We start from the raw sequence: 19,476 nt of genomic DNA on the forward strand, positions 1-19,476 counted from the left end.
CTTACGCCACTTGCGGCGCGGCCGCCGACGCCAGGTCGAAAGGCAGCTTGCGCAGCCGCTTGCCCGTGACGCGGAACACGGCATTCGCGAACGCCGGCGCCAGCGGCGGCAAGCCCGGCTCGCCCATGCCGCTCGGCGGTTCGGTCGACGGCACGATGTGCACTTCGACCTGGGGCATGTCCGTCATGCGCGCCACCGTGTAGTCGCTGAGCTGGCCCTGTTCCACGATACCATCCTTGAGCGTGATGGCGGCGCCCGGCAAGGTGGTGCCCACGGCCATCAGCACGGCGCCCTGCACCTGCGCCTCGATGGTGAGCGGATTGACCGGCTGGTTGCAGTGCACCGCCGCCGTCACCTTGTGCAGCTTCGGCGTGCCGTTTTCCACCGAGGCCGTAACCACGTAGGCCACCACGGTGCCGAACGATTCGTGCACCGCCACGCCGTAAGCCTGCCCTTCCGGCAGCTTCACCGTGCCGTAGCCGGATTTGCCGACGGCGAGATCGAGCGCCAGGTGATGGCGCTTGTGCTCCTCCGGGATCAGCTTCCTGCGGTACGCCACCGGATCCATGCCGGCCGCCACGGCCGCCTCGTCGATCAGCGTTTCCATCACGAACGCGGTGTGGGTCGCGCCCACCGAGCGCCACCACAGCACGGGCACGTTGGCCTGCGCGTTGTGGACGGACAGCTGCATCGGCACCTTGTAGGGCTCGCCCATGCCTTCGACCATCGTGGCATCCACGCCGTTCTTCACCATGAAGGGCTCGAACGCCGTGCCGCTGATGATTGACTGGCCGACGATCACATGATCCCACCCCACGATATTGCCGCCGGCATCGAGCCCCAGCTCGGCGCGATGCACGTGCGACGGGCGATAGTAGCCGCCCTTGATGTCATCCTCGCGGCTCCAGATCACTTTCACGGGACCGCCCCTGCCGGCTTTCGCGTAAGCCTTCGCGACATTCACGGCTTCCACGATATAGTCGGAACCCGGCGTGGCGCGCCGGCCGAAACCGCCGCCGGCCATCATCGTGTGCAGGGTCACCTGCTCCGTTTTCAGCCCGGCCGTCTTCGCGGCCGCGGCCTGGTCCATCATCTGGAACTGGCTGCCGGCCCAGATCGTGCAGCTGTCGCGCTTCAGGTCGACCACGCAGTTCAGCGGTTCCATCGGCGCGTGCGCCAGGTACGGGAATTCATAGACGGCCGAGATCTTCTTCGGCGCGGCAGCCAGCTTCGACACATCGCCCTGCCGCGCGATCGTTCCCGGCTTTGCGGCCAATGCGCGGAAAGCCGTGAACTGCTCCTCGGTACTGACCTTTTCCACGCCGGCCGTATCCCATTCGATCTCGAGCGCGTCGCGGCCCAGCTTCGCCTGCCAGTAACCTTCCGCGATGACGGCCACGCCGCTGCCGCCACGGTCCACGTCGACCGGCAGCACGGCGATCACACCCTTGATCTTCTTCGCCGCCGCGGCATCGAATTTTTTTACCTTGGCGCCGAACACCGGCGGGCGAGCCACCACCGCCACTTTGGTGCCGGCCGGCTTGAAGTCCATGCCGAACTGCTGGCTGCCGTTCGATTTCGCCCGCGCATCCAGCCGCGGCATCGGCTTGCCGATGAAGCGGAATTTCTCGACGTTCTTCAGCACCACGTGTTCCGGCACCGGCTGTTTCATCGCCGCCTCGGCCATCTGGCCATAGGTCGCCTTCTTGCCGCCCGGCCCGGTGAGCTGGCCCTTCACCGCCTTCACCTGGTTGACCGGCACCTTCCACTGTTCGGCCGCCGCCGCCACCAGCATCGCGCGCGCCTTCGCGCCGATCTCGCGGTACTGCACCCACGAGTGCGCCACGGAACCGGAACCGCCGGTGATCTGGATGCCCATCACCGGATCCTTGTAGGCTTCGCCGGCAGGCGCCAGCACGCCGCGGATCTGCGACCAGTCGGCATCGAGTTCCTCGGCGATCAGCATCGGCAGCGCGGTCTGCACGCCCTGGCCGAATTCCAGGCGGTTCACCTGCACGGTGATCGTGTTGTCCGGCGCGATGCGCAGGAACGCGTTGGGCTGCTGCGACGGCTTCGGCTCCGCCGCACGGGCCATCCGCCCGCCGCCCGTGAACGTGAAGCCGAGCACCAGGCCGGCGCCGGCCGCCTTCATGAAGCCGCGGCGCGAGGTCGGGGAAGTACCCTCGGCTTTGTCGGCAACCAGCGCCGCCAGGTCTTGCCCATCGCCATTCCCAATAAGCCATTGTTTACGCATGTGATCTCCTTAGGCGAGGGTTTTCGCCGCATCCTTGATGGCGAGGCGGATGCGCTGGTAAGTACCGCAGCGGCAGATATTGCCGGCCATGGCGCCATCGATGTCGGCGTCGGTCGGCGTCTTGTTCGTCTTCAGCAGCGCCGCGGCGCTCATCACCTGCCCGCTTTGACAGTAGCCGCATTGCGGCACGTCGTGCTTCACCCAGGCGTCCTGCACGGCCTTGCCCACCTTGTCGTGTTCCATGGCTTCGATCGTGGTGACCTTCTGGCCCACGGCGGCGGAAATCGGCGTCACGCACGAGCGGATCGGCTGGCCGCCCAGGTGCACGGTGCAGGCGCCGCACAGCGCCGCGCCACAGCCGAATTTCGTGCCGGTCATGTTCAGGTTGTCGCGCAGCGCCCACAGGATCGGCGTCGACGGATCGGCGTCGACCTGCGTGTCGCGCCCGTTGATGTTCAGGGTGACCATGGAGTACTCCTAGTTTTGCGGCTTTTTATAATGAAAGCGGCGCGCTTCGAGGGCGCGCCGGTTCGGTGAAAATCGTGCAAGGCAACCGTGTTACTTGAGCGAGGCGAACTTCGCTTCCAGCGCCGCGGCGTCGATGGCGCCCGGCACGCGGCTGCCATCGGTGAAGAAGATCGCCGGCGTGCCTTCGAGACCCAGCTTGTTCCCCAGCGCCAGCACCTTGTCGTTCGGCGCGGTGCAGCCGGCCGGCGCTTCGGGTGCCTGCTTGTTGTTCAGCATCCAGTCGTCCCAGGCGCGGTTGCGGTCCGCCGCGCACCAGATGTTGCGCGACTTCGCCGTGGAATCGGCCGACAGGATGTTGTACATGAACGTGTAGACGGTGATGTTGTCGACCCTGGACAGCGTCTCGCGGCGGAATTTCTTGCAGTAGCCGCAGTTCGGGTCTTCGAAGAGCGCGATCACGCGCTTGCCGTTGCCTTTCACCGTCTTCAGCGCCAGCTCCAGCGGCAGGTCGGAGAATTTGATGCGGTTGACTTCGTCGATGCGCGCCTGGGTCACGTCTTCCCTGGTCTTCAGGTTGAAGATATGGCCGGCGAACAGGTAGGTGCCGGTCTTGTCGGTATAGCGGATCTCGTTGCCGATGCGGATTTCATACAGGCCGGAATACGGCGTGGCCTGGATGGAATCGATCTTGATGTTGGGGCCAAGCTTCGGCTCGACGTTCTTGCGGATGGTGGCTTCGACGCCGTTGTCGGCGCCCGCGCACGACATCAGCAGCGCCGATGCCAGCACGAGGCCGGTTTTCATGAACTTCATAAACTCTCCGGGTGGAACAGGGAGACGGCGTGGGATCGCCGCGCCGTCCGGGTAAGATCAGTGCCGGCCCAGCGCGTGCGACATGAGCGAACGCTTGACGAAAGGCAATTTGTCCAGCAAGTTTAGCCCGAAATTGCGCACCGCGCGCACGGGTTCGAGGTTGGCGCCGAACAGACGCTGCAAGCCATCGGTGGCGGCCTGCATCAGCAGCACGTCTTCCTTGCGCGCGCGGGCATAGCGGGCGAGCACGCGCTCGTCGCCGATCGAGCGGTGTTCTTCGCGCTCGGTAACGGCGTCCACCAAATCGCGCACGTCGCCGAAACCCAGGTTCATGCCATGGCCGGCCAGCGGATGCACCACGTGGGCAGCGTCGCCGATCAATGCCACGCGTTGCGAAACGAGCGAATGCGGCCGCACCAGCGACAGGGGGAAGGCGCGCACCGATTCCGGCAGCACGGGTGTCAGCTTGCCCAGCTTGTCGGCGGCGAATTCGGCCAGCCGGTCGGCCAGCGCCTGCGCACCTTCGGCGCACAGCTGGTCGGCCAGGTTGTCCGGCGCGGACCAGACCAGCGACACGCGGTTGCCCGGCAGCGGCAGCAGGGCCACGATGCCGCGGTCGCACGTGAACCACTGGAACGCGGCACCGTGGTGCGGAAGCTCCGTCTCGAAATTGGCGACCACCCCTTGCTGGCCATACGGCTTGTAATCGAGGCCGATGTCGCACTGGCCGCGCACCCACGACTGGGCGCCATCCGCGCCCACCACCAGCGACGACCTGACGGCGCTGCCATCGGCCAGCTGCACGGTGGCGTGGTCCTCGTCGCACTTGAGCGCCACCGCCCGGCCGGTCACGACATGCACGTCGCGGGCAAAGCGCAGCGCGGCGTCGAGCGCCTCGTTCAGGTTGCGGTCTTCGACGATCCAGGCCAGCGTGTCCGCATGGGCGCCATACGCATCGAAATTCAGGTGGCCGGGCTGTTCGCCGTCGCCCTTGATGATCATGCCGTCCACCGGGGCGATGCGCAGCTGGTCCATCGCGCCCCAGACTTTCAGGTTCGACAGCAGCTCGTGCGCCGTGTGGTTCAGCGCATACACCCGCACGTCCCAGCTGGGCTCGAGCCCATCCGGCTTCGCCGCGGCGGGTGGGCCGAGCAGGGTGACGCTCTGCCCGGCCTGGGCGAAGGCCAGCGCGGCCGCCTTGGCGATCGCGCCGTTGCCGACGATGCAGACCGCCGTCTGCACATGGTGCTTGGAAGAGGATGGCGTGTTCATTGTGCCATTATAACTTTCGCCCGCCGACAGGGCGCGCGGGCTGGCGCTTCAATTCCACACTGGCGCGGTCCCTTGCGGATTGGCGATCCGCGCATTCGCTTCCAGCGCACCGGTTCCCATCTGTTTGGGACGCGACTTAGAAAAGACTATTGCAACTCTGCATTGAGCTGCTATAATGCGGCCTCTTGGCCTGGTAGCTCAGTTGGTAGAGCAGAGGATTGAAAATCCTTGTGTCGGTGGTTCGATTCCGCCCCGGGCCACCAAGAATTCAGCAGCAAAGCAAAACGCCACCTTCGGGTGGCGTTTTTGTTTCCAGGACGCTCATTCATCATTGAGTCGAGGCGCCGTGCTTTCCACACCACGTGAGCCATCCGCAGGCCCCGCTTGCGAGGACCGCGATCTCATGGACGGACTGGTTTCTCGGGACGCGCGATCGACCATTTCGGCGTGCCCTCTTCATATTGGTTGTTGGTCAGCCGGCGCCGGTCACTGCCGTCCGCGCGCATCACGTAAATCTCGCCGTAAGGCTGTGGATTGTAGGGATGCAGCACGGCTTCATCACGAAAACCATGAGTGCCGCTGGCGAAGGCGATCCATTCGCCATCCGGAGACCAGCTATTGTGGGCATCGTTGCCGGGAATGTCGGTGAGACGCCTGAGCCCGGTCCCATCCGGACGCACGGTATAGATTTCGTAATCGCCGTCGCGGTTGCTGGTGAAACTGATGAGATCACCCTTTGGCGACCACGAGGGAAAGTTGTCCTTGATGACCGTACCGGGAATGTGGCGCTGCACGCGGCTGGCCACGTCGATGATCAGCAAGCCATCCTTCCCTTCGCCATTGCCGGCGCCGCGAAAAACGATCTGGCTGCCATCCGGTGACCAGCTGGGCAGGCCGTAATTGCCGGAACCATCGGTCAGGATGGTCAAGCCGCTGCCATCGATATTGATGAGCGCAATATCGGCGAGGGCCCTTCCTTGCGTACCCTGGAAAAAATTGCCGAGACCGAAGGCGATCTGCTTGCCAGATGGCGATACCTCGGGAGCCAGCGCGCTGCGCTTTTCATCGTGGAACAGGGTACGCTGGCCGCTGCCGTCCGCTGCGATGCTGATGATGTCGTTGTGCAGGATGCCCGCGGTCTTATCGTTCAGCACAATCCGCTCACCCGAGGGTAACCACGAAGGAAACACACCGGTGCGTACCAGCTTGAAGGCCGGGTCCAGGCTTTTCCATCGCTGGAATGGCGGCCAGTGGGGGTCTGCCTCGCGGTGGAATACCAGTCGCCCGCCATCGGCTGACCAGCTCGGGCTGCTGACCTCGCCCCGCAGCACGGTGCCACCACCCATCAGTGACAGGCCGCCATCCGGGCCGCCGCTGACGAACGCCAGTTTTTTGCCTTTCAACCAGTGCGGCGAGGTTTTCTCGCCGGGACCGTCGGTCAATACAGTACGCGTGCCGCTGGCAATGTCGATCGAGACAAGCTGGGTGACGCCACGCAGGCGCTTGGGATGCACGATCTTGTTGACGTTGGCGATATCGCCTGCATAGAAGACCACCGACTTGCCATCGCGCGACCAGCTCGGGCTGCCTTCGAATTCACCGGTCTTGCCAATGCGGCGCAGGCCGCTTCCATCCGGCCGGACCAGATAGATGGCGGTTGAATGCAGGATACTGAAACTGAGCCGCGGATCGGTGGAGTCGCGGTCGGAAGAAAAAGCCAGCCACTGCCCATCGGGCGACCAGGACGGCCGAAAGTCGCCGCCGGGGTGCCGGGTAACATTGGTGAGCGCGCGCGTCTTCAGATTCAATATCCAGATATCGGGCTGGCCTTCACGGTCCGAAACAAAGGCCAGCCGGCGCCCGTCCGGCGACAGGACGGACTGGTCGTCAAAGGCGGGGCCGCCAACCAGCAGTTGCCGGTCGCGGCCATCGATGCGCATGCGGTAGATGTCGGCCGAACCTTCGCGCTCGGAAGTGAAGGTCAGCCACTTGCCATCGCGCGAGAGGGCGGCGTTGTAGTTATTCCAGGACTCCGACAGCAGAGGGCGGGCGCCGGCGCCATCGCCGCGAGCGATGAACAGCTCGGTCCGGGTCGGGCCGAAGCTGGCAAAGCCGACCGTGTAGGCGCCCGCAGGTGGATTCTCGGCAGCCGGCACCGCCGCGATGAGTGCCAGTGGCAGGTACGCGATGAACAACCGTTTCATACGGGTCCTCCCATCAACATCGACATGCGACGCATCAAACTGTAGCACGTATGGCAATGAAAGCTTCGGCACCCGGGAGGTTCGAACGACAGAAAAACCACTGTGGATGGACGGCCAACCGGCGGCTGCCGGGCGCACCGCGTTCGCCAGCTCGCCCACTGGCACCAGCAAACTTCAGTCTTTCCTTTCCCTCATTTCCACATCGACCACCGTGCCACCGGTGTCCCCGGAAGGACGTTGGCCAGACATGAATTTGGGGAGAAACGCCAACACCCGGCCGGAGATGGCCCGCCATATCCAGGGATATGCCAGCAGAAAAGCCGTGGTAAAACCTGTAAACAGCGCGGGCACGTATTCGCCCCGCCACACAAGGGTCGACAGGCAGAGCGCAAGCAAGCCGACCATGACTGGCCGGCGCGCAGGTTTCGGCAACAGGCCGGCCATGCGCAATTTCCCGTTGCGAATCGCGGGAAACCTGGCAAAAAGGACGCCCAGGAGCAGGCCAGTCATGACCCTGCCAATGCCGAGATAATCCGCCAGGACGCCGATGATAAGGAATCCGGTATAGGTCATCGTGCCGGCCAGCGCTGCCAGCACGAGCAATGCGGCGGCGAGCGATAGCCTTGGCATGCGGATCACCGCTCTGATCAACAGACGTAGGATTTTGTGTACTCCTGCAAATGGGTGTGAAGGCGATCGCAAATCTTACAGCACCCGCCCGTATCGGGTCGTTCGGTGGAGACCGGATGCGGCAGAATGGTTGTCCTGGCGCGGCGATACATGGCGCCCTTTCAACGCGCTATGCCGCGCTATAACGCGCTGCGACGCGCGGTCGACAACGGAGCATTCAGCATGATGAACAGCCTGCCCCACCCATTCCACGCCCTGGTCATCGGCGCCTCGGGCACGATCGGGGCGGCCTTTGTCGACCTGCTGAGAGATACACCGGGCTGCGCGGCGGTGCATGGCCTGTATCGCCACTCCACGCCGCCGATCGACTTCGCCGACGAAAACAGTGTCGCCGAGGCGGCCCGCATCCTTGGTGACGGCCGGCGTTATCACTTGATCGTCAATGCGGCGGGGCTGTTGCATGGCGACGACTTCATGCCGGAAAAGCGCCTGGCCGATCTCAACTACGCGCAAATGCAGGCGACTTTCCAGGCCAATACCTTCGGCCCCGCACTGGTGCTGCGCCATTTCGTTCCCCTGCTTGCCGGCGAGCGCGCGATCATGGCCATGCTGTCGGCGAAGGTGGGCAGCATCGGCGACAACCGGCTGGGTGGCTGGTACAGCTATCGCGCTTCCAAGGCCGCCCTCAACATGCTCGTCAGGACCGCCGCCATCGAAGTGGCGCGCAACCAGAAAAACAGCGTGCTGGTGGCGCTGCACCCTGGCACTGTCAGCTCGCGCCTGTCGCAACCGTTCCGGGGCGAGACCATCGGGCGGCAAGCCCAGGATGCCGTGGCGGACATGCTGCGCGTGCTCGACGCGCTGACACCTGCCGACAGCGGCTCGTTCCGGTCCTATAATGGCGCGGAACTGCCCTGGTAGGAATGTAAGCCATGCCAGCGCGGCCCTGGCCCTCATTCAGTGCCCCCCTCGATAGCTCATTCAGCAACTCATCCAGCAATTTAGCCGGCGAATTCGACAATGACAGACAACGACTCGATCAAGGCAGAAGTCCTCCGTGCATTCGAAGGGCTGGTCGATGCCTCCAAAGCGCTCGATCCGGGCCGCTATCTCGACTATATCGATCAAGAGAAATTCACCGGCCTCGGTGCCGATGGCAAAGTCTGGCACGCCTTCGAGGACCTGGAAAAGCTCATCTCGGCCGGCTTTCAGATGGTCCAGAAAATCGTCTCCCTCGAGTTTTCCAACGTCAAAGTGACCGTCATCGATGCCTCGACAGCCATTCTCGTGAATGAATACAGGCAGACCATTCTCTTGAAAAACGCCGGGACGGTCCAACAAGCCGGCGGCGGCACACAAGTCTGGTCCCGTTCCGGAAATGGATGGAAGCTGGTCAGCATTTCCGCCAGCGATGCCGGCCCCAGGGCCGAGGCGGTGTTCTGAACCGGCGGCCCATGCCGGTGGCTTGACGCGTTATCGGCACACGGCACGCACGAAAACTGCCGCCGCCAATCCCTTCATTCGCCGCCCTGCGCCTGCGCCATTTCCAGCGCGGGCAAGGTGACGGTCAGGAAGGACGACACCTGGCCGATCAGGTCGGCGGCCTGCTGGCGCACCTGCCCCATCTGCAGGATCGACAGTTCGGCCTGGCGCATGGCCTGCTGGATCAGCGTGCGCCGCTGCGTGAGCGCGTCCAGCAGCGCCGCATCCGCCGCGCCACCGGCCAGTTCACTCGCCACGGCAAGTGCCGCCCCGTGCAGTGTCAGGTTCCGTGCCGACTCTTCCAGGTCGCGCATGGCCACTTCGCTGTCCGCCATCAGTTGCAGGAGCTGCGCCCGGGCTGCCGTGAGCGCGGGCTTGAACCGGGCAGGCGATGCCGGGCGGCGGAACAGCTTGCCGAACATGCCCGGCGTGGCCCGGGTGCTCTCGAGCGCTTCGTCCAGCAGCGCGGGCACGCCCATCCGGGAAAACGCCAGGACCAGCTCGGTAATAGGCTGGAGCAGCGCGGCCTGCCCCATCAGCGGCCCTTCCGCCCACTCGGTCACCAGTGACAGCCTGACCGGCAGGAGGCGGCGGAACAGCGCGGCCAGGCGCTGTTCCGAGTGCTCGAACAATGCCGGGAAGCTGACCCGGGCGGTTGCCAGGGCATCGCGCACCGCGGGATGATCCTCGCTCTCGAACAGCGCCCTGGCCACGGCGTTAGGGATCACGCCAGTGGGTGCAACTGTCGCGGGAAGTTCGTCGAACGACAGCGCCTTGGGCGCCCCGCCCCTTGCCGCCGGCGCAGCGGGTTGCGCGGGTTCCTGCGCGTCGCCGAAGTCGAATGCCCGCGGCACGGCGGGACCGCCGGCCGGCTGGGCGGGAGGCTCCGGCTCCTCGCCGAAATCGAATGCCCTGGGCTTCTGGTGTGTCATCGGTCACTCGGCATCGGGAACCATCGGCTTCGCCCGCCACAAGGCGTTGCGGCGGGAAGGCGCGACCGTCTTCAGACGGTGCCGCCGAGCTTGCGGATGAAGGTTGCCAGGTTCAGCTTGAAACCGGCGCCGACGGCCTGGAAACGCCATTCGCCATCCTTGCGGTACAGCGAACCGAACTGCAAGGCGGTCTTGTCCGAATAGTCTTCGTCCAGGTCGTATTGCGCGATGATTTCGCCGGTATCGTCGTTGTACACCTTCACGTAGGCGTCGTTCACGCGGCCAAAGGTCTGCTTGCGCGCCTCGGCATCGTGGATCGTGACCACGATCGGCATCTCCACAACGCCCGGTTCCACCCTGGCCAGGTCGACGGTGATGACCTCGTCGTCGCCATCCTTGTCGCCCGTGCGGTTGTCGCCGGAGTGCACCACGGCGCCATCCGGGGACTTCGTGTGATTGTAGTAAACGAAGTGGGCATTGCTGAGCATGACCGGGTGGTCGTCCGCGTTCTTCCCGCACAGGAATACTGACGAATCGAGATCGAATGCCTGGCCTTCGGCTGCGTTGACCTTCCAGCCGAGACCGATACGAACACGCTTCAAGCCCGGCGCGGCTTTTTCGAGATTGATGCGATGGCCAGTTTCGAGCATCGTCGACATGGGCTTTCCTTATATGGTGAAAAGAATATTTTCGCTGGAATGCGCAGCCGGATCAATGGCCGCTGCCGGTCATTGCACGCCCGCCTGCGCGCCTGGCGAAAAGCGCGTGATCAGTTCGCGCTCGAGCTCCTGCAGTTTCGGCAGCTCGTCCTTGCGGCGCTGCTGGCCTTCGTTCGATATCTGTTCGAGCTTGTCGAACGCGGACACCAGCTGCGCCTGCACATGCTGGGCGGTTTCCAGGCTGACCAGGGAACGCTGTTTCGCGCGGGCCACCGTTTCGGTATTTTCCAGCAGCATGTCGGCCTGGGCGCGGAATGCCGCGTCGGTGGCATCGTAGGCGGCGTTGGCGACCGCCGCGCTCTGCTTGGCTTCCAGCTGCAACAGGTAGAGCGAGAAGACGTTGCGCCACGCTGGAATGGACACGTTGACGATATCCGTGAACGTGTCCGTCAGCGCGCGGGCATTGTCCTGCGACAGGCGGATCTGCGGCACCATCTGCGTGGCCATCAGCATGGCGCGGCGCAGGTCGTCGATGCGCTTTTCCAGGCGTTCGAGACGGCGCCTGAGCTCGGTGGCCTGCTGCGCCTCGAAAGCGTTGGCCGCCGTGCCCTGCTGCGCGACCGCCTGCCGCAGCTGGACCGCCCAGCCCTCGCCCTTCTTCACGTCGGCATCCAGGCCCTGGTAATAGCTTTCCAGGCCCTTGTACATCTCGTCGAAATCCTGGATGCGCCCCCTGTGCACATTGGCATGGCGCGTCATCTCCGCCACCAGCGTATCCATGCGCGACTCGACCACCTGGTATTGCGACAGCATTTTTTCCTTGACCGAGCCGAACATGTTCGTGACGCGCGACAGCAGGCCGCCCGAGCGCAGCCTGGCCGGATCCAGGCCCTTGGACGTGGCGATCAGTTCGTTCAACTGTGTGCCGAACACATCGGCATCCGACGCCCGCACGGTGCCGAGCAGCTTGGCCGACACCTTCGCCACTCCGGCGCCGGTGGAGCCACCCAGGCTCTCGATGGCCTTGTCATCGATACCGGAGAGATCGACACGGATCACCGGCGCGGCGCTCGCCTCGGGGCGCGCCGCGGGCAGATTGTCCGACGGGCGGGAAGGGTCGAGCAGCGGTGGGAACGCGGGAGCGGAGGCGGAGGCGGGGGCCACGGGCAGCGCGGATGCCGCGTTCGCTTCCTCGTCGGAAAACAGCGGTTTCATAAATTTCCTTCAGGTTGGAGTGACAACATTCACAGCTTACACCGGACCATCCGGCTGGGCGAGCATCGCCATGCGGCCACGGCGGGTTTCCAGGTGGTATCGCGGCCAGGGCTGGTCTCGACGGCAGTCGGGTAAGCGCCCTGTTCCAATCGACCTGGCCCGGATCTTGAATGTGACGCTGCGGTTCCTGCAGCTGAAAATCCATTTCACAATGTGGATTCCAGCCAGACGGGAAACGGCCGGGTCATTTCATTTACTGATTTTTCATGCCGCATCATGAAAAACTTACGATAACCCATTGTTTTTGATCGAAATAAATTCACTCATGTGTCTTATATAAGAGTAGACGCGACCCGGCCAGAAGGTCTATTCTGTGTACATGGAGACGCGCTTGATTCACCGCCTTCCAAAGCAGGCGGTGAACCGGCGCAACGCACAACGACACGACTTTCGATCCGCTTACTCTTACTACTTCTACCGGGAGATTCACATGTCACAGTACCAAGACGATATCCAAGCCATCGCCACCCTCAAGGACAAGGAAGGCAGCGCATGGAATGCCATCAACCCCGAGTCCGCCGCACGGATGCGCGCCCAGAACCGGTTCAAGACCGGCCTCGATATCGCCCGGTACACGGCCGCGATCATGCGCGCCGACATGGCGAACTACGACGCCGATTCCTCGAAGTACACCCAGTCGCTGGGCTGCTGGCACGGCTTCATCGGCCAGCAAAAAATGATCTCGATCAAGAAGCACTTCCAGAGCACCGAGCGCCGCTACTTGTACCTCTCCGGCTGGATGATCGCCGCCCTGCGCTCCGAGTTCGGTCCGCTGCCTGACCAGTCGATGCATGAAAAGACCGCCGTCGCCGGCCTGATCCGCGAGCTGTACACCTTCCTGCGCCAGGCCGATGCGCGCGAACTGGGCGGCCTGTTCCGCCAGCTGGACGCCGCCCCCGAAGGCCCTGCCCGGCAAGCGATCCAGGACCAGATCGACAACCACGTGACGCACGTGGTGCCCATCATCGCCGACATCGACGCCGGTTTCGGCAACGCCGAAGCAACCTACCTGATGGCCAAGCAGATGATCGAGGCGGGCGCCTGCTGCATCCAGATCGAGAACCAGGTTTCCGATGAAAAGCAGTGCGGCCACCAGGATGGCAAGGTCACGGTTCCGCATGAAGACTTCCTCGCCAAGATCCGCGCGGTGCGCTACGCCTTCCTGGAACTGGGCGTGGATGACGGCCTGATCGTTGCGCGTACCGACTCGCTGGGTGCCGGCCTGACCAAGCAGATCGCCTTCACCCGCGAGCCGGGCGACCTGGGCGACCAGTACAATTCCTTCCTGGATGCGGACGAAGTGACGGTCGATTCGATCGCCAACGGCGATGTCGTGATCAAGCGCGATGGCAAGCTGGTGCGGCCGAAGCGCTTGCCGAGCAACCTGTTCCAGTTCCGTCCGGGCACCGGCGAAGCGCGTTGCGTACTCGATTGCATCACCTCGCTGCAAAACGGCGCCGACCTGCTGTGGATCGAGACCGAAAAACCGCATATCGCCCAGATCGGCGGCATGGTGAAGGAAATCCGCAAGGTGATTCCCAACGCCAAGCTGGTGTACAACAACAGCCCGTCCTTCAACTGGACCCTGAACTTCCGCCAGCAAGCCTATGACGCCATGAAGGAAGCAGGCAAGGATGTGTCCGCTTACGAGCGTTCGCAACTGATGAGCGTGGAATACGACGGCACCGAACTGGCGCTCGCCGCGGACGAAAAGATCCGCACGTTCCAGGCCGACGCTGCCCGCGAAGCCGGTATCTTCCACCACCTGATCACGCTGCCGACCTACCATACGGCCGCACTGTCGACCGACAACCTGGCGAAGGAATACTTCGGCGAGCAAGGCATGCTGGGTTACGTGGCCGGCGTCCAGCGCAAGGAAATCCGCCAGGGCATCGCCTGCGTCAAGCACCAGAACATGTCGGGTTCGGACATCGGCGACGACCACAAGGAATACTTCAGCGGCGAAGCTGCGCTGAAGGCATCCGGCAAGCACAACACGATGAACCAGTTCTGATTGAGCCGAACGGCTTGCAGGCCACAAGCTTGCAGGCCAGCCAGCGGTCCTGGGAAAACGCCACTCGAACAGCGGTTCGGGTGGCGTTTTTTATTGCCGTGTCTTCGCAGCGGGAGCTGATTACCGCGTCCGCCGCGGTCCCGCTTTTTTCACCTCCCCGCACCGGCGCCACCTTGGCATCCGGCACGCCAAGCAATCAATTTCATGATTCGACGCCTGCCGCCCACTTAAATTTTGCAATCGACGCTTTTGCCGAAGCATCTTTATTTGTTATGATCGAATTGCTATGCACGACTTTGGTGCGCAATGCACCGTAATGATGCATATCCGCTCTCCGCCGTCTCTCCCGCAGCGACGCCTTTCGTTCTTTGGGATTCACATGAAATACGCATCCGTACACCAGTTCCTGCAGCACGTCGCCGACCGCAATCCTGGCCAGCCTGAATTCCTGCAGGCCGTTACCGAAGTGATGGAAAGCCTGTGGCCCTTCATCGAAGCACACCCGAAATATGCCGAGCAGGGTTTGCTGGACCGCCTGGTCGAACCCGAGCGGGTCGTGATGTTCCGCGTCTCCTGGGTCGACGACCATGGCCAGGTGCAGGTCAATCGCGGCTACCGCATCCAGCACAGCATGGCCATCGGCCCGTACAAAGGTGGCCTGCGCTTCCACCCGTCGGTCACCCTGTCCGTGCTGAAGTTCCTGGCCTTCGAGCAGACCTTCAAGAATGCGCTGACGACGCTGCCGATGGGCGGCGGCAAGGGCGGCTCCGACTTCGACCCGAAAGGCAAGAGCCCCGGTGAGGTGATGCGCTTCTGCCAGGCCTTCGTGAGCGAACTGTTCCGCCACGTGGGCTCGGACACCGACGTTCCCGCCGGCGACATCGGCGTGGGCGGCCGCGAAGTCGGCTACATGGCCGGCATGATGAAAAAGCTCAGCAACCGCGCCGACTGCGTGTTCACCGGCAAGGGCCTGAGCTTCGGCGGCTCGCTGATCCGCCCGGAGGCGACCGGCTACGGCACGGTCTACTTCGCGGACGAGATGCTGAAAACGCGCGGCCGTTCCTTCGAAGGCTTGCGGGTCAGCGTCTCCGGCTCGGGCAACGTGGCGCAATACGCGGTGGAAAAGGCGATGGAGCTGGGCGCCAGGGTCATCACCGTATCGGATTCGAGCGGCACCGTGATCGACGAGGAAGGCTTCACGCCTGAAAAGCTGGCGATCCTGATGGAAGTGAAGAACCATCACTATGGCCGCGTCAGCGACTACGCGGAACGCACCGGCAGCCGCTTCGAAGCGGGCGTACGGCCATGGCACATCCCGGTGGACGTCGCCCTCCCCTGCGCGACGCAGAACGAACTGGATGCGGACGATGCCGCCACGCTGATCCGGAACTGCGTGCTGTGCGTGGCGGAAGGCGCCAACATGCCTTCCACCATCGAGGCGGCGAAAGCCTTCGAGGCCGCCGGCGTACTGTATGCGCCGGGCAAGGCCAGCAATGCCGGCGGCGTCGCCACGTCCGGACTGGAAATGAGCCAGAACGCCGAGCGCATCAGCTGGCCGCGCGAGGAAGTGGATGGCCGCCTGCTGCAGATCATGCAGGGCATCCACGCGGCCTGCCTGAAGTACGGCGCCCGGCCGGACGGCAGCGTCAGCTACGTGGATGGCGCGAACATCGCGGGCTTCGTCAAGGTAGCCGATGCGATGCTGGCGCAAGGCGTGATCTGAGCGACGCGGTAATCAGGGGTTGAACATCACCTGCTACTAACCCCTTACATACACACGCTACCCTCGGGTAGCGTTTTTTTTGTTAATCTCGATATCGCCGCAAGCGCATGCATCTTGCGCAATCAAGCTATTGCAATTAAAAATACAGATGCCTAAATTAGGTACCGCCGACAAACCAACCGCAACGTACTTGCTACTAATTTGCAAGTAAAAAATCGTCTTGGCAGCCCATCTTGAAAGTTACGATAGACAAATATTACTGCAAACATGCGTACGGATCGATAGCGACGCGCATGTACCAAACGTGTAAAACGAAAATTGCCGCAATATCGAACCTAAAGCTCTAGCAAGTCTATCAGATAATAGCAGCGACCAAATTAAGCTCGCCTTATATCAGTAGCAGCACCGGATAAGCTCATGAAAGAATTGATTCGTATAGTTTGAACATGCATTTCGCAACCTTGCCACCAAAGAAAAATGCCGAAAATTATAAGCTCGAGAATACCAGCTCCCAAATCCTGGGACGAGTTTGAGGACATTACGTTATCAGCCTCCAAGCTTCGCTGGGGACATTCCGCTTTTTTCCGACATGGACGCCCCGGTCAACAGCAGCATGGCGTGGATATCTTTGGTGAGGATGAAATGCACAGGACAATCGGAATCCAGTGCAAGAATACTATGGCTACTCTGTCAGAGAAAACATTATTGACAGAGATAGAAAACGCAGAAACTTTTTATCCTCCACTCACGGCTCTGTACATTGCCACTTCCACTGACCGAGACAGCAAACTACAGGAGCGCGCACGGATCATCTCATTCGAACGAATATCCCAGAAGAAATTCCCCGTACATATACTTTTCTGGAATGATGTCACAGGAGATTTAGCCAAAAACGAAGTCGAATTCATGAAGTACTTTGGAGACTTCTTCGTTCACACAGAGAAAAATGTAGCCGGCGATGACAATGATCGGCGTACATTTTCAGTTGATGAGATGGACATTAAAAGACACTCAGCCTTTTCAGGAAAAAGCATTTCGCGACAGAAACTTCTAAATTGGGGATTCATAATTTCTGTTATAGGCTTGCTAGGAATGCTCCTGATATTCGCTAGAATTTTTGGCCCTAATTCTGGAAATTGGGCGCCACTTGCCATGCTTTTCTGCGGACTTGGGCTAACCATAGTTATGTTAGCCCAAGCTCTAGCAAGGAGGAAATTCGAGTATTTCCTCAAAGGAAATTACTATCTAGAAGCAAGCGCATCTGATCGAATTTATCTCAACAGACTCACTGCTACCTGTCCATGGTGCGCATCTCATATGGGCTTAAGCCATTTAGGACCAAAGAACGGAGTGAAGGAAGATATTTTCGTTTGCGAAAAGAATCCTCGTCAGCATAAAATTCTCCTCGACTTTACATTGCTTCCAGAAATGACGGACTGAACAAGGAACGGTGATACAGGAGGAATCGATAATGATGCTCCACGTATAAAGTTTCCCTACGTTTGCTTTCCGCCGCCGGTCAGCGACGTCCCGTGGCCGGACGAAGTACCCGTGCCGGTCCGCGTATCGGCGGCGCTGGCCGCCTCGCCCAGGCCGGTGCCGCCGGCCGCCGCCGAATCGGTCGCGGGGCGCATCCGGTCCGTGGACACCGTGCCGCCCGGCGTTCCGGGCATGCCGGTCGCATCGACACCGTCATCGCGCAAGCCCTTGCCGCCGGGGCCGGTGTTACCCGACTGCCTGGCCGCCGCGGAAGCATCGGTGCCGCCGGCGGCGCCCACCACTTCCGCGCCCGTCGGTGCCGGTGCCGGCTGGGCCGGCACCGGCCGGGCGCCCTGCTCGGCCAGCGTATCCTGGTTGGTGGCGCGCTGTGCATTGCCGGCACCCTGGCCGCCCTGGTTCTGCAGATCCTTCTGTTCGTTTGCCATGATGTCCTCCTGTCCGTTTGAAACCGGCCCATTGTGCGCAAGTCGCGCGCCGGCGCGCGCACGGTAGGCTGGCGTGCCACCAGCCCGGCTGTTTCCCAAGGGATTTGCGCCCCGCCGCGTTGGTGCGCCGGGGTTCCGGCGCCGGGGCTATACTGGGCTCGCCATGACCGGCATGCGGATGGCAGCCGGCGTTCCTGGCCCGCGCGGCGGGCATGCGGACTTCATGGCACTGCGCTTGTTTCCGGCGGTGCCTCATCGCCGAAACATACTATTCACGATCACATACCGAGACAGGAATAGCATGAAACCAACCTGGATTATCACGGCCAATGCGGGCCGGGCAAGGATCTTCGAGGAGTCCGCGCTGACCGAACCCCTGCAGGAAATCGAAGACATGGTCAGTCCCGGCGCAAAGCAGAGCATCTCCGACGTCGTCACCGACCAGGCCGGCCCCACGGCCGCCGCGAAGAGCAGCCACAACATCGGCAGCGGCAACCAGGCCCCCGGCATCGCGCACAATGCCAATTCCGGCGCGCCGAACAAGCAATACCAGCCAGCCGTCACGCCTAACGAGGCCGAGGCGGTAAGGTTCGCCAAGGATATTTCCTCCTACCTGAGCAAGGCACACCAGGAAGGCCGTTTCGCCCACCTGGTCATTTCCGCCTCGCCACAGTTCCTGGGCACGCTGCGCACGGTCATCGATCCGCAGTTGAAAGACCTGATCAAGACCGAGTTCAACAAGGACTACACGCACTTCAACGGCCCGCAACTGCGCGAGCAACTGCAGGCGCTGAAGGACAAGCAGGAATAACGCAGGCGTCGTTCCCTGCGCACCGGGCGCCATCCGATCCGGGTGCCACGGTGCGCTCGCGCATCTGGCCCGGCCGTGCCGAACCGCCTGGCGCCGCAGTGGCCGCCGCCCTTCCGGCAGCAAAGCTGCCCACCAGCCCCGCCACGGCACGCTACCCAACCGCTCCTCCCGCATTGCCCGGCCATGTCATCCAGCTATCGAAAGTCATGACAAAGAGTAGCTGGCGACAGCGCTATATACTCATGTATATTGCGCTTTCACGACAACCCTGGAGCGACGATGCGAAACAAATTTCTTGCCGCCGTGCTTGCGGCGGCCATTCCGATGGTAGCCGGCGCCGCCGACGTCACCGTGTCCGCGGCGGCCAGCCTGACCAATGCGTTCAAGGAGCTGGCGCAATCGTTCGAAGTGGCCCACCCGGGCAACCGGGTGCTGCTGAACTTCGCCGCTTCCGACCCGCTCGTGCAACAGATCGCCAAAGGCGCGCCGGTGGACGTGTTCGCCTCCGCCGACCAGGAAGCGATGGACAAGGCGGAAAACCTGAAACTGCTCGCGCCCGGCACACGGCGCGATTTCGCCAGCAATACGGTGGTGCTCGTCGTGCCGCTGGACAGCAGGATCACGTCACTGGCCGACCTGGCCGGTGCACGGCGCCTGACCACCGGCAATCCGGCCAGCGTGCCGATCGGCCGCTATTCGCGGGAAGCGCTGAGCAAAGCGAACCTGTGGCAGGGCCTGGAACCGAAATTCGTCTTCGCCACCTCGGTTCGCCAGAGCCTCGACTACGTGGCGCGCGGCGAAGTCGATGCGGGCTTCGTCTACGCCACCGACGTGCTGGCGCAGAAGGACAAGGTCAAAGCCGTCGCCACGATTCCAACCGCCACGCCGGTGCGCTATCCGATCGCCGTCGTCGCCAATGCGCCGCAGCCGGCACTGGCGCGCCAGTTCGCCGGCTACGTTGCCTCCGGAACGGGCCAGGCGATCCTGGCGAAGCACGGCTTCGGCAAGCCGTGA

Annotated in this window: 18 protein-coding genes and 1 tRNA gene; 9 read left to right on the plus strand and 10 right to left on the minus strand. The window is 62.6% G+C overall.

Annotated elements, in window-relative coordinates:
* Nucleotide 1: 1 nt before the first annotated feature.
* The 4 genes from EYF70_RS25095 to EYF70_RS25110 form a co-directional block, all read right to left on the minus strand.
* Nucleotides 2-2,254 (minus strand): xanthine dehydrogenase family protein molybdopterin-binding subunit, encoded by a 2,253-nt coding sequence (locus EYF70_RS25095; protein WP_131147822.1) that lies wholly within the window; start codon nucleotides 2,252-2,254, stop codon nucleotides 2-4.
* A 9-nt stretch (nucleotides 2,255-2,263) separates the two neighbouring features.
* The gene (locus EYF70_RS25100) at nucleotides 2,264-2,722 is read right to left on the minus strand and encodes a (2Fe-2S)-binding protein (RefSeq protein ID WP_131147823.1); all 459 of its coding nucleotides are present in this window, start codon (nucleotides 2,720-2,722) and stop codon (nucleotides 2,264-2,266) included.
* A 90-nt stretch (nucleotides 2,723-2,812) separates the two neighbouring features.
* On the minus strand, nucleotides 2,813-3,535 hold the full coding sequence (locus EYF70_RS25105) for a DsbC family protein (protein ID WP_131147824.1): 723 nt from the start codon (nucleotides 3,533-3,535) through the stop codon (nucleotides 2,813-2,815).
* A gap of 57 nt (nucleotides 3,536-3,592) precedes the next feature.
* Entirely contained in the window at nucleotides 3,593-4,807 is a 1,215-nt protein-coding gene (locus tag EYF70_RS25110) for an FAD-dependent monooxygenase (RefSeq protein WP_131147825.1), read from the minus strand.
* Nucleotides 4,808-4,994: 187 nt separating this feature from the next.
* Here EYF70_RS25110 and EYF70_RS25115 point away from each other — a divergent pair.
* Nucleotides 4,995-5,070: transfer RNA gene (locus EYF70_RS25115), tRNA-Phe, on the plus strand.
* Between the two features lie 138 nt (nucleotides 5,071-5,208).
* On the opposite strand, the gene EYF70_RS25120 is transcribed toward EYF70_RS25115, so the two are convergent.
* Nucleotides 5,209-7,011, minus strand: a complete 1,803-nt coding sequence (locus tag EYF70_RS25120) for a beta-propeller domain-containing protein (protein WP_131147826.1) — start codon at nucleotides 7,009-7,011, stop codon at nucleotides 5,209-5,211.
* 174 nt (nucleotides 7,012-7,185) lie between these two features.
* Complete coding sequence (locus EYF70_RS25125; RefSeq protein WP_131147827.1) at nucleotides 7,186-7,641, minus strand: hypothetical protein; 456 nt, start codon at nucleotides 7,639-7,641, stop codon at nucleotides 7,186-7,188.
* Between the two features lie 225 nt (nucleotides 7,642-7,866).
* Between EYF70_RS25125 and EYF70_RS25130 the strand changes: the two genes are divergently transcribed.
* Complete coding sequence (locus EYF70_RS25130) at nucleotides 7,867-8,562, plus strand: SDR family NAD(P)-dependent oxidoreductase (RefSeq protein ID WP_218943835.1); 696 nt, start codon at nucleotides 7,867-7,869, stop codon at nucleotides 8,560-8,562.
* A gap of 99 nt (nucleotides 8,563-8,661) precedes the next feature.
* The gene (locus tag EYF70_RS25135; RefSeq protein WP_131147829.1) at nucleotides 8,662-9,084 is read left to right on the plus strand and encodes a nuclear transport factor 2 family protein; all 423 of its coding nucleotides are present in this window, start codon (nucleotides 8,662-8,664) and stop codon (nucleotides 9,082-9,084) included.
* Between the two features lie 74 nt (nucleotides 9,085-9,158).
* Here EYF70_RS25135 and EYF70_RS25140 read toward each other — a convergent pair whose 3' ends face one another.
* The 3 genes from EYF70_RS25140 to EYF70_RS25150 all read right to left on the minus strand — a co-directional run bounded on the left by EYF70_RS25140 (nucleotide 9,159) and on the right by EYF70_RS25150 (nucleotide 11,929).
* On the minus strand, nucleotides 9,159-10,055 hold the full coding sequence (locus EYF70_RS25140; RefSeq protein ID WP_131147830.1) for a hypothetical protein: 897 nt from the start codon (nucleotides 10,053-10,055) through the stop codon (nucleotides 9,159-9,161).
* A 71-nt stretch (nucleotides 10,056-10,126) separates the two neighbouring features.
* Nucleotides 10,127-10,714, minus strand: coding sequence for a TerD family protein (locus tag EYF70_RS25145; protein WP_131147831.1), 588 nt, complete (start codon nucleotides 10,712-10,714; stop codon nucleotides 10,127-10,129).
* Nucleotides 10,715-10,783: 69 nt separating this feature from the next.
* Nucleotides 10,784-11,929, minus strand: a complete 1,146-nt coding sequence (locus tag EYF70_RS25150) for a toxic anion resistance protein (protein ID WP_131147832.1) — start codon at nucleotides 11,927-11,929, stop codon at nucleotides 10,784-10,786.
* 490 nt (nucleotides 11,930-12,419) lie between these two features.
* Between EYF70_RS25150 and EYF70_RS25155 the strand changes: the two genes are divergently transcribed.
* The 4 genes from EYF70_RS25155 (at nucleotide 12,420) to EYF70_RS31270 (ending at nucleotide 17,166) form a co-directional block, all read left to right on the plus strand.
* Nucleotides 12,420-14,003, plus strand: a complete 1,584-nt coding sequence (locus EYF70_RS25155; protein WP_131147833.1) for an isocitrate lyase — start codon at nucleotides 12,420-12,422, stop codon at nucleotides 14,001-14,003.
* 29 nt (nucleotides 14,004-14,032) lie between these two features.
* Entirely contained in the window at nucleotides 14,033-14,320 is a 288-nt protein-coding gene (locus EYF70_RS25160) for a hypothetical protein (RefSeq protein ID WP_131147834.1), read from the plus strand.
* A 62-nt stretch (nucleotides 14,321-14,382) separates the two neighbouring features.
* Complete coding sequence (gene gdhA / locus EYF70_RS25165; protein ID WP_131147835.1) at nucleotides 14,383-15,726, plus strand: NADP-specific glutamate dehydrogenase; 1,344 nt, start codon at nucleotides 14,383-14,385, stop codon at nucleotides 15,724-15,726.
* A gap of 477 nt (nucleotides 15,727-16,203) precedes the next feature.
* Nucleotides 16,204-17,166: a hypothetical protein gene (locus EYF70_RS31270; protein ID WP_174800427.1), complete on the plus strand. Its 963-nt coding sequence runs from the start codon at nucleotides 16,204-16,206 to the stop codon at nucleotides 17,164-17,166.
* A gap of 56 nt (nucleotides 17,167-17,222) precedes the next feature.
* Here EYF70_RS31270 and EYF70_RS25175 read toward each other — a convergent pair whose 3' ends face one another.
* Nucleotides 17,223-17,651, minus strand: coding sequence for a hypothetical protein (locus EYF70_RS25175; protein WP_131147836.1), 429 nt, complete (start codon nucleotides 17,649-17,651; stop codon nucleotides 17,223-17,225).
* Between the two features lie 301 nt (nucleotides 17,652-17,952).
* On the opposite strand from EYF70_RS25175, the gene EYF70_RS25180 reads away from it, so the two are divergent.
* Both EYF70_RS25180 and modA read left to right on the plus strand, forming a co-directional pair.
* Complete coding sequence (locus EYF70_RS25180) at nucleotides 17,953-18,462, plus strand: host attachment protein (protein ID WP_131147837.1); 510 nt, start codon at nucleotides 17,953-17,955, stop codon at nucleotides 18,460-18,462.
* A gap of 279 nt (nucleotides 18,463-18,741) precedes the next feature.
* On the plus strand, nucleotides 18,742-19,476 hold the full coding sequence (modA, locus tag EYF70_RS25185; RefSeq protein ID WP_131147838.1) for a molybdate ABC transporter substrate-binding protein: 735 nt from the start codon (nucleotides 18,742-18,744) through the stop codon (nucleotides 19,474-19,476).

Source organism: Pseudoduganella albidiflava, from assembly GCF_004322755.1.
In the GTDB taxonomy this organism is placed as follows: Bacteria; Pseudomonadota; Gammaproteobacteria; order Burkholderiales; family Burkholderiaceae_D; genus Rugamonas; species Rugamonas albidiflava.

Coding starts and splice junctions, on each gene's coding strand:
- EYF70_RS25130 (WP_218943835.1), top strand. CDS start 7,867: ATGAACAGCCTGCCCCACCCATTCCACGCCCTGGTCATCGGCGCCTCG.
- EYF70_RS31270 (WP_174800427.1), top strand. CDS start 16,204: ATGCCGAAAATTATAAGCTCGAGAATACCAGCTCCCAAATCCTGGGAC.
- EYF70_RS25145 (WP_131147831.1), bottom strand. CDS start 10,714: ATGTCGACGATGCTCGAAACTGGCCATCGCATCAATCTCGAAAAAGCC.
- EYF70_RS25175 (WP_131147836.1), bottom strand. CDS start 17,651: ATGGCAAACGAACAGAAGGATCTGCAGAACCAGGGCGGCCAGGGTGCC.
- modA (WP_131147838.1), top strand. CDS start 18,742: ATGCGAAACAAATTTCTTGCCGCCGTGCTTGCGGCGGCCATTCCGATG.
- EYF70_RS25110 (WP_131147825.1), bottom strand. CDS start 4,807: ATGAACACGCCATCCTCTTCCAAGCACCATGTGCAGACGGCGGTCTGC.
- EYF70_RS25095 (WP_131147822.1), bottom strand. CDS start 2,254: ATGCGTAAACAATGGCTTATTGGGAATGGCGATGGGCAAGACCTGGCG.
- EYF70_RS25140 (WP_131147830.1), bottom strand. CDS start 10,055: ATGACACACCAGAAGCCCAGGGCATTCGATTTCGGCGAGGAGCCGGAG.
- EYF70_RS25155 (WP_131147833.1), top strand. CDS start 12,420: ATGTCACAGTACCAAGACGATATCCAAGCCATCGCCACCCTCAAGGAC.
- EYF70_RS25100 (WP_131147823.1), bottom strand. CDS start 2,722: ATGGTCACCCTGAACATCAACGGGCGCGACACGCAGGTCGACGCCGAT.
- EYF70_RS25105 (WP_131147824.1), bottom strand. CDS start 3,535: ATGAAGTTCATGAAAACCGGCCTCGTGCTGGCATCGGCGCTGCTGATG.
- EYF70_RS25180 (WP_131147837.1), top strand. CDS start 17,953: ATGAAACCAACCTGGATTATCACGGCCAATGCGGGCCGGGCAAGGATC.
- EYF70_RS25135 (WP_131147829.1), top strand. CDS start 8,662: ATGACAGACAACGACTCGATCAAGGCAGAAGTCCTCCGTGCATTCGAA.
- EYF70_RS25150 (WP_131147832.1), bottom strand. CDS start 11,929: ATGAAACCGCTGTTTTCCGACGAGGAAGCGAACGCGGCATCCGCGCTG.
- gdhA (WP_131147835.1), top strand. CDS start 14,383: ATGAAATACGCATCCGTACACCAGTTCCTGCAGCACGTCGCCGACCGC.
- EYF70_RS25120 (WP_131147826.1), bottom strand. CDS start 7,011: ATGAAACGGTTGTTCATCGCGTACCTGCCACTGGCACTCATCGCGGCG.
- EYF70_RS25125 (WP_131147827.1), bottom strand. CDS start 7,641: ATGCCAAGGCTATCGCTCGCCGCCGCATTGCTCGTGCTGGCAGCGCTG.